This window comes from Streptomyces sp. NPDC020379 (assembly GCF_044387105.1).
Classification (GTDB): domain Bacteria; phylum Actinomycetota; class Actinomycetes; order Streptomycetales; family Streptomycetaceae; genus Streptomyces.
Window position 1 is genome coordinate 1 of record NZ_JBIRVR010000046.1, and the last position, 9733, is coordinate 9733.

A 9733-nucleotide genomic window follows, 5' to 3' on the forward strand; every position below is an offset into this window, starting at 1 on the left:
TTGACGGCTGTGGTGCACACGGCGGGTGTTCTGGACGATGGTGTTCTCGGTGGGCAGTCGGTTGGCCGGTTCGAGAATGTGTTGCGGGCGAAGGCCGAGGCGGCGCGTCATCTGCATGAGCTGACCCGGGACATGGACCTCTCGGCGTTCGTTCTCTTCTCGTCGTTCTCCGCGACGGTGGGTGGTGCTGGTCAGGCGAACTACGCGGCGGCGAATGCCTATTTGGACGCGTTGGCGGAGCTGCGGCGTGGTGAGGGTCTTCCCGCGACCTCGATCGCCTGGGGCCCCTGGGCCAACGACGGCATGGCCGTCGGCAGTGCCGAGGTCGGGCGTACCCTCCGCCGCACCGGCATGCTCCCCATGGATCCGCAGCTCGCGGTGACCGCTCTCGAACGGTCGCTCGCCGCGGACGACACCGCCGTCGCCCTCGTCGACGCCGACTGGAAGCGCTTCGTCGGCACCTTCGAGGCCCGGCAGCTGTCCCGCATGCTCAGCGGGATCCCCGAGGTCGGGCAGCTGACCGAGGCGGTCGAGGCCGACGCGGCACTCGACGACGGGGCGTCGGCCCTGGTCGGCCGCCTGCGCGGGCTGTCCGAGGCCGAGCAGCACCGCGTCCTGCTGGAGCTCGTACGGGCGCATGTCGCCGCCGTACTCGGATTCGCGGGGGCCGAGGCGATCACCCCGGGCCGCGCGTTCATGGAGATCGGCTTCGACTCCCTGACCGCGGTGAATCTGCGCAACAGGCTCACCGAGGCCACCGAGACGCAGCTCTCGGCCACGCTGGTATTCGACTACCCCACCCCGACCGCGCTGGCTGACCACCTGCTCACCGAACTACTCGGCTCGCGTGACGACGAGCCCGTCCCGTCGCTCCCGGCGACGGTGGCGGCGGACGACGAGCCCATGGCGATCGTGGCGATGAGCTGCCGGTTCCCCGGCGGCGTGGGCTCCGCGGACGAGCTGTGGAAGCTGCTCGCCGACGGCGGGGACGCGGTCTCGCCCTTCCCGACGGACCGCGGCTGGGACCTGGAAGGGCTGTACGACGCCGACCCCGACGCGCTCGGGAAGAGCTATGTCCGCGAGGGTGCCTTCCTCGGCGAAGTGAGCGGATTCGACGCCGACTTCTTCGGCATCTCGCCCCGCGAGGCGCTGGCCATGGACCCGCAGCAGCGGCTGCTGCTGGAGACCGCCTGGGAACTCTGGGAGCGGGCCGGCGTGGACCCCGCGGCGGTGCGCGGCAGCCGTACCGGCGTCTTCATCGGCACGAACGGTCAGGAATACGTCTCCCTCGCCGACAAGGCACCCGAAGTGGCCGAGGGCTATGTCGCCACCGGCAACGCGGCCAGCGTCGTCTCTGGACGCATCTCCTACACCTTCGGCTTGGAGGGCCCGGCGGTCACCGTCGACACCGCGTGCTCCTCCTCGCTGGTCGCCCTGCACCTGGCGGCGCAGGCCCTGCGGCAGGGCGAGTGCTCGCTCGCGATCGTGGGCGGCGTCTCGCTCATGGTGTCGCCGCGTGGCTTCGTGGAGTTCAGCCGTCAGCGCGGCCTGGCCCCCGACGGCCGCTGCAAGCCCTTCGCGGCGACGGCCGACGGCACGGGCTGGGGCGAGGGCGTCGGTCTGCTCCTGGTGGAGCGGCTGTCGGAGGCCCAGCGCAACGGTCACCAGGTGCTGGCGGTCGTGCGCGGCTCCGCCGTCAACCAGGACGGTGCGAGCAACGGTCTGACGGCGCCGAACGGCCCGTCGCAGCAGCGGGTGATCCGCGCGGCGCTGGCGAGTGCCGGACTCACGGCCGCCGAGGTGGACGCCGTGGAGGCGCACGGTACGGGCACGAAGTTGGGTGACCCGATCGAGGCCCAGGCGCTGTTGGCGACGTACGGCCAGGAGCGTTCGGGCGACCAGCCGTTGTGGCTGGGCTCGATCAAGTCGAACATCGGCCACACCCAGGCCGCGGCCGGTGTCGCGGGCATCATGAAGATGGTGCTCGCGATGCGGCACGGCATGCTGCCCGAGATGCCGCACGTCGACGAGCCCACACCCCACGTCGACTGGTCGTCCGGCACGGTTCGTCTGCTGACCGACCCGACCCCGTGGCCCGAGACCGGCCGACCGCGCCGGGCAGGCGTGTCGTCCTTCGGCGTCAGCGGTACGAACGCGCACGTGATTCTTGAGCAGGCGCCCGCGGCGGTGGCCGAGGAGCAGCCGGCGCGGGTCGAGCTGCCGGTGGTGCCGTGGGTGGTGTCCGCCAAGTCCGAGGACGCGCTGCGGGAACAGGCGCAGCGCCTGCTCGCACACGTCGGGGAACTGTCACCTCTCGACGTAGGCTTCTCGCTCGCGACCGCTCGCAGTGTGTTCGAGCACCGAGCCGTGGTCCTGACAGGAGGCCGGGACGGTCTGAGCGCTCTGACGGACGGCCGCGACGTGCCCGGTGTGGTGCGGGGCCGTGCCGCGGAGTCGGATGGCCGTGCGGCGTTCGTGTTCCCGGGGCAGGGGTCGCAGTGGGCCGGTATGGCGGCGGAGCTGCTGGATTCCTCGCCGGTGTTCGCGGAGCGTCTGGGCGAGTGTGCGGCGGCGTTGGCGCCGTATGTGGATTGGTCGTTGACCGGTCTGCTGCGTGGTGACGATGACGCCTGGCTTGAGCAGGTCGACGTGGTGCAGCCGGTGCTGTGGGCCGTGATGGTCTCGCTGGCTGAGGTGTGGCGTTCGACCGGTGTGGAGCCTGCTGCTGTCATCGGTCACTCGCAAGGTGAGATAGCGGCGGCTTGTGTTGCGGGCGCGCTGTCGCTGGAAGACGCGGCGAAGGTGGTGGCGCTGCGGAGCAAGGCTCTGCGGGCCCTGTCCGGCCGGGGCGGGATGGTTTCCGTCTCCCTGGATGTGAAGGCGGTCGAGGAGCGGCTGGACAGCCGACTCGCGGTGGCGGCCGTCAACGGCCCTGCCACGGTCGTGGTCTCGGGCGACAACGACGCTCTCGACGAACTCCTCGCCGGCTGTGAGGCGGACGGTATCCGTGCCCGCCGTATCGCGGTGGATTACGCCTCGCACTGCGCACACGTGGAGGAGATCGAGGCCGCGTTGTCGCGCGATCTCGCGGGTATCTCTCCGCGTCCGGCCTCGGTGCCGTTCTATTCGACGGTGACGGGGTCGGTGCTGGAGACCAGCGCTCTCGATGCCGCCTACTGGTATCGCAACCTGCGCCAGACCGTGCGCTTCCAGGAAGCCGTCCAGGCCCTCCTGGATGACGGTTTCCGCCTGTTCGTCGAGTCCAGCGCCCACCCGGTCCTGACCATGGGGATCGAGCAGACCGCAGAGCCCCACGACATCACGGCCGTCGGTTCCCTGCGCCGCGACGAGGGTGGCCTCGACCGCTTCCTGACTTCTGTCTCCGAAGCCTTCGTCGGCGGGGCTTCCGTCGACTGGGCCAAGCTCTTCGACGGCACAGGCGCCCGTCGCGTCGACCTCCCCACCTACGCCTTCCAGCACCAGCACTACTGGATCGAGCCCTCCGCAGCGGCGCAGGGCGACGTCACGTCGGCCGGGCTGACCGCCGCGGACCACCCCTTCCTGGGCGCCGCGGTCATGCTGCCGGAGTCGGACGGGCATCTGTTCACGGGGCGGCTGTCGATGGGAGCGCACTCCTGGCTGGCCGACCACGCTCTCTTCGGCACGCCGCTGCTGCCGGGTTCCGCTTTCGTCGAGTTGGCGTTGCGGGCCGGGGACGCGGTCGGGTGCGACCGCGTCGAGGAGCTCACGCTGGAGGCCCCGCTGACGCTCCCCGCGAGCGGGGCGGTTCAGCTCCAGCTGGCTGTCGGCGGGCCGGACGACTCCGGCCGTCGCACGGTGAACGTCTACTCGCGTTTCGAGGACGGAGCGGCAGACACCGTCTGGACCCGGCACGCCACCGGTGTCCTCGCGCCGGGCGCCCCGGTGGCCGCGGAAGCGGCCGGTCTCGGCCAGTGGCCCCCGGCGGGCGCCGAGCCGGTCGACCTCGCGGGGCGGTACGAGGAGCGGCCCGACGGCCTGGCCTACGGCCCCGCCTTCCAGGGCCTGCGGCAGGCGTGGCGCAGGGGCGAGGAGATCTTCGCCGAGGTGGCGCTGCCGGAGGACCGGCACGCGGATGCCGACCGGTTCGTCGTGCACCCGGCACTCCTTGACGCCGTCCTCCACGCCGCGGACGGATGGCCGGACGCCGACGACCGTACGGCCGTGCTCCCGCACGCGTGGAGCGGAGTGACCCTCTACGCCACCGGTGCGACCACGTTGCGCGCGCGGCTCACTCCTGGGCCGGACGGCCTGTCGGTGCTGCTCGCCGATGAGGCCGGCCGGCTGGTGGCCGCTGTCGGCGCGGTGACCACCCGTACGGTCACGCCGGACGACATCACCGTCGGGCAGGTGCCGCACGAGTCGCTGTTCCGGGTGGAGTGGCGGCCCTTCCAGGCCGGTTCGGGGGAGCACGACGCCCGTTGGACGGTCGTCGGTCCCGACGCGGACGGGCTCCGTTCGCTGCTCGGCCAGGACGCCGGCCGGACCGATGTGTACGCCGAGCTGCGTGACGTACCGGACGGCGCGGTCCCGGAGCTCGTACTCCTGCCGTTCCTCGCCGGTTCCCCTTCCGGGGCCGGCACGCGTGACGAGCTCGCGGGTGCGGCACACCTGGTGGCGCACCGCGCGCTGGAGGCTCTTCAGGGGTGGCTGGCCGACGAGCGGTTCGCCGGCTCGCGGCTGGCCGTCGTGACCCGGGGCGCGGTGGCGACCGAGCCCGGCGAGGACGTCTCCGACCTGGCCGCCGCCGCCGTGTGGGGCCTCGTCCGGTCGGCGCAGGCGGAACACCCTGACCGCTTCGTCCTGCTCGACCTGGCCGAGCACACGGGCGGCACGCACAGCGCCCTCGCGGCCGTGCTCGCCACCGACGAACCGCAGATCGCCGTACGGGCGGGCCGGACGTACGTCCCGCGCCTGATGAGGGCGACGGTCCCGGCCACCCACGACGCCCCGACCGGCTCGGGTGGCGCCTGGGAGACCGACGGCTCCGTGCTGATCACCGGTGCGAGCGGCGTCCTGGGACGTCTCGTGGCGCGGCACCTGGTGACCGAACACGGCGTCCGCTGCGTGGTCCTGGTCTCCCGCCGGGGCCGGGACATACCGGGAGCCGCCGAACTCGAGCGGGAACTCACCGCGTCGGGCGCCCGCGTGATCTTCGAGGCGTGCGACGTGGCGGACCGCGAGGCGCTGGCCGCCCTGCTGGCACGGATTCCCGCAGAGCATCCGCTGCGCGGCGTGGTGCACGCGGCCGGTGTGCTGGACGACGGCATGGTCGAGTCGCTGACGCCGGACCGGCTGGACGCGGTGCTGCGCCCCAAGGTCGATGCCGCCGTGCATCTGCACGAGCTGACAGAAGACCTGCCCCTGTCGTCCTTCGTGCTGTTCTCGTCGGCAGCCGCCACCTTCGGCGCCGCAGGCCAGGGCAACTACGCGGCGGCCAACATGTTCCTGGACGCCCTGGCGGCGCGCCGCCGGGCCCACGGCCTCGCCGGTGTGTCGCTGGCGTGGGGCTTCTGGGCCGAGCGCAGTGACATGACCGGTCACCTGGGCGAGGTCGACATGGCCCGCATGGCGCGGTTCGGCATGACGCCGCTGCCCGCCGACGAGGGACTGGCGCTGTTCGACGCGGCACGGACGACGGGGGAGTTCCTCCTCGTGCCGACGCGCATGGACGTGGGGGTGCTGCGCGCACACGCACGGCCCGGCACCGTGCCCACGATCCTCCGGCACCTCGTCGGGGCCCCGGCCCGCCGGGTCGTCACCGCTGCCGACGACAGCGGAACCCCCGCCCTGGTGCGGCGCCTCACCGGCCTCGCGCCGGCCGAGCGGGAAGACGTCCTGCTGGAGCTGGTGACCGACAACGTGGCGGCCGTGCTCGGTCACACGGGCGCGGAAGCGGTCGCCGTGGGGCGGGCGTTCAAGGAGATCGGTTTCGACTCGCTCACCGCGGTCGAACTCCGCAACCGCCTCAACGCCGCGACCGGCCTCCGGCTCTCGGCCACGCTGGTCTTCGACTACCCGACCCCGGCCGCGGTCGCCCGCCACATCCTCGGCGAGGTGATGGGCCCGGAGCAGGCCGAGGACGATCGGCGGCCGGTGGCTCTCCCGGACCGGCAGGCGACCACGGCACCGGCCGGCTCCGACGACGACGCGATCGCCATCATCGGCATGGGCTGCCGCTTCCCGGGCGGCGTACGGACGCCCGAGGAGTTGTGGCAGCTCCTCGTCAACGACGGGGACGCCGTGTCCGGCCTGCCCACCGACCGCGGCTGGGACCTTGAAGGGCTCTACCACCCGGACCCCGACCACAAGGGCACCGCGTACGCGCGGGAGGGCGGTTTCCTCTACGAAGCAGGCGAGTTCGACCCGGGCTTCTTCGGGATCTCGCCGCGTGAGGCGCTGGCGATGGATCCGCAGCAGCGGCTGCTGCTGGAGACGTCGTGGGAGGCGTTGGAGCGGGCCGGGATCGACCCGGTGTCCGTGCACGGCAGCCAGACCGGCGTGTTCTGCGGCCTGACCTACCACGACTACGGCGACGCGGTGCAGCAGGCAGGGGAAGCCTCCGAGGGCTACCTGATGACCGGCAACGCGGGCAGCGTCGCCTCCGGCCGCATCTCGTACACCTTCGGTTTCGAGGGTCCCGCGGTCACCATCGACACCGCCTGCTCGTCGTCCCTGGTGGCCCTCCACTGGGCGGCACAGGCGCTGCGCCAGGGCGAGTGCTCGCTCGCCCTGGCGGGCGGCGCCACGGTGATGGCCAGCCCGGTCGCCTTCGTGGAGTTCAGCCGCCAGCGTGGCCTGGCCCCCGACGGCCGCTGCAAGCCGTTCGCGGCCGCGGCCGACGGCACCGGCTGGGCGGAGGGCGTCGGCATGCTTCTGCTGGAGCGCCTGTCCGACGCGCGGCGCAACGGCCACCAGATCCTTGCCGTGGTCCGCGGCTCCGCGCTGAACCAGGACGGCGCGAGCAACGGTCTGTCCGCGCCGAACGGCCCGTCGCAGCAGCGGGTCATCCGCGCGGCGTTGGCCAGCGCCGGCTTGTCGGCCGCCGAGGTCGACGCGGTCGAGGCGCACGGTACGGGCACCAAGCTCGGTGACCCGATCGAGGCGCAGGCGCTGCTCGCGACATACGGCCAGGACCGGCCCGAGGACGAGCCGTTGTGGCTCGGTTCGATCAAGTCGAACATCGGTCATACGCAGGCTGCGGCTGGTGTGGCCGGGATCATGAAGATGGTGCTGGCGATGCGGCATGGTGTGCTGCCGAGGTCGCTGCATGTGGATGAGCCGTCTTCGCATGTGGACTGGTCCGCGGGTGCGGTGGAGCTGTTGACCGAGGCCGTGCCGTGGCCGGAGAGTGGTCGTCCTCGTCGTGCGGGTGTGTCGTCGTTCGGTATCAGTGGGACGAACGCGCATGTGATCCTGGAGCAGGCGCCGGAATTGGACGTTCCGGCTGCTGTTCCGGTGGACTCGTTGTCTGTGGTGCCGTGGGTGGTGTCGGCGAAGTCCGAGGCTGCGTTGCGGGGTCAGGCGGAGCGGCTGCTGTCGTTGACGCGGGACGAGACTGTCGCGCCTGTCGATGTGGCGTTTTCGCTGGCCACGACCCGTTCGGTGTTTGAGCATCGTGCGGTGGTGTTGGCTGCGGACCGGTCCGGCTTCGAGGCCGGGCTGGGTTCGGTGGTGTCGGGTGAGCCGGCTGCTGGTGTGGTCCGTGGTGTGCCGGTGTCGGGGAAGCTGGCGTTGGTGTTCTCGGGTCAGGGCAGCCAGCGGGTCGGGATGGGGCGTGGGCTGTATGAAGCCTTCCCTGTCTTCGCTGAAGCTTTTGATGAGGTGTGTGCGGCGTTCGACTTGGAACGGCCGTTGCGTGAGGTCGTGTTCGAGGGTGGTGGCGCTCTTGATGAGACGGTGTTCACGCAGTGTGGTCTGTTCGCTCTGGAAGTGGCCCTTTATCGGCTGGTTGCTTCGTGGGGTGTGACGCCGGACTTTGTGGCCGGGCATTCCATCGGTGAGATCGCGGCCGCGTATATAGCCGGTGTGTGGTCGTTGGCGGATGCGTGTGCACTTGTCGCGGCGCGTGGCCGGTTGATGCAGGCTTTGCCGTCGGGTGGGGCGATGTTGGCGGTGGAGGCGGACGAGACGATCGTTCGTGCGGCGCTGGCCGACTTCACGGAGGTGGACATTGCTGCTGTCAATGGGCCGTCCTCGGTGGTGGTGTCGGGTGCTGAGGCGTCGGTGGCGGGGCTGGAGGCAGTGTGGCGGGGTGAGGGTCGCCGGGTGCGGCGGCTGCGTGTCTCGCACGCGTTCCACTCTCCGCTGATGGAGCCGATGCTGGCCGACTTCCGCAAGGTGGCCGAGCAACTGTCGTACGAGGCGCCGCGCATCCCGCTGGTCTCCAACCTCACCGGCGGCCTCGCCACCGCCGACGAAGTGTGTGACCCGGAATACTGGGTGCGCCACGTCCGCGCGACCGTACGTTTCGCCGATGGTGTGGCGTGTCTGGCGGACCAGGGCGTGACGACCTACCTGGAGCTCGGTCCCGATCAGGTTCTGTCCACCATGGGTGAGCAGTGCCTGTCCGAAGAGGCCGCTGCCACAAGCACGTTCGTACCGGCGCTGCGCGCGCAGGGTGACGAGGTCGAGAGCGTGCTCACCATGGCGGGCTCGGCTCATGTCCGGGGTGTGGCTGTCGATTGGGCGGCGGTCCTGGGCGGACGCGCTGGTCGGTCGGCGCGTCCGGTCGAACTGCCGACGTACGCCTTCCAGCGGGAGCGCTACTGGGTACAGGTGCCCGATACCGAGACCCGGGGCGACGCGCTGGAAACGGCGGATGCCGGTTTCTGGGAAGCGGTGGAGCGCGGGGATGCCTCGGAGGTCGCGGGGCTGCTGGAGCTTTCTTCGGGTGACACGGCGGGTGAGTCGCTGGCGGCCGTGCTTCCGGCGCTGTCCGCCTGGCGCCGTCGTGACCGTGAGCGGCTGGCGGTGGACAGTTGGCGGTACCGGGTGACCTGGTCGCCGTTGGGTGACCCGTCGGGGTTGCTGTCAGGCGATTGGCTGGTGGTTGTTCCGGCTGGTTTCGCTGGTGATGCGTGGGTCGAGCGGTGTGTGGCCGCCCTGGCCGGCCGTGGTGCGCGGCCGGTGGTGCTGGAGGCGCCCGGTGCTGACCGCGCGGTGATTGCCGAGAGGCTTCGGTCGGAGTCCGGTTTCGCGGGTGTGGTGTCATTGCTGGCGCTCGCACACGGTCGGGATGCGGTGTTCGGCTCGGTGCCGACGGGTGTCGCGCTGACGCTGGCTCTCGTCCAGGCTCTTGGTGATGCCGAGATCGCGGCTCCGTTGTGGTGTGTGACGCGGGGTGCGGTTGCTGCCACCTCCAACGAGCGTGTGACGGACCTGGACCAGGCGCAGATATGGGGTCTCGGCCGGGTCGTCGCCACGGAGAACGCCGATCGGTGGGGCGGTCTGATCGACCTTCCCGAAACGCTCGACGGGCGGTCGGCGGAGCGGCTGGCCGGCGTGCTCCGTTCCGGTGAAGCTGAGGTCGCGGTCCGGTCTGCCGGGATCTTCGGCCGCCGGATGATCCCCGCATCGGCCAATGTCGCAGGCGAGCTGTGGCGTGTGTCGGGGACGGTGCTGGTCACGGGTGGTACGGGTGGTCTGGGTCGGCATGTGGCGCGTTGGCTGGCCGGTGCGGGTGCGGAGCATG

1 protein-coding gene is annotated in these 9733 nt (G+C 71.3%); it reads left to right on the forward strand.

Features of this window, described 5'->3' with window-relative positions; all coding sequences use genetic code 11:
• Nucleotides 1–9733: type I polyketide synthase (locus ACH427_RS32115; protein WP_398875322.1), on the forward strand; the 9733-nt coding region annotated here is incomplete at both ends.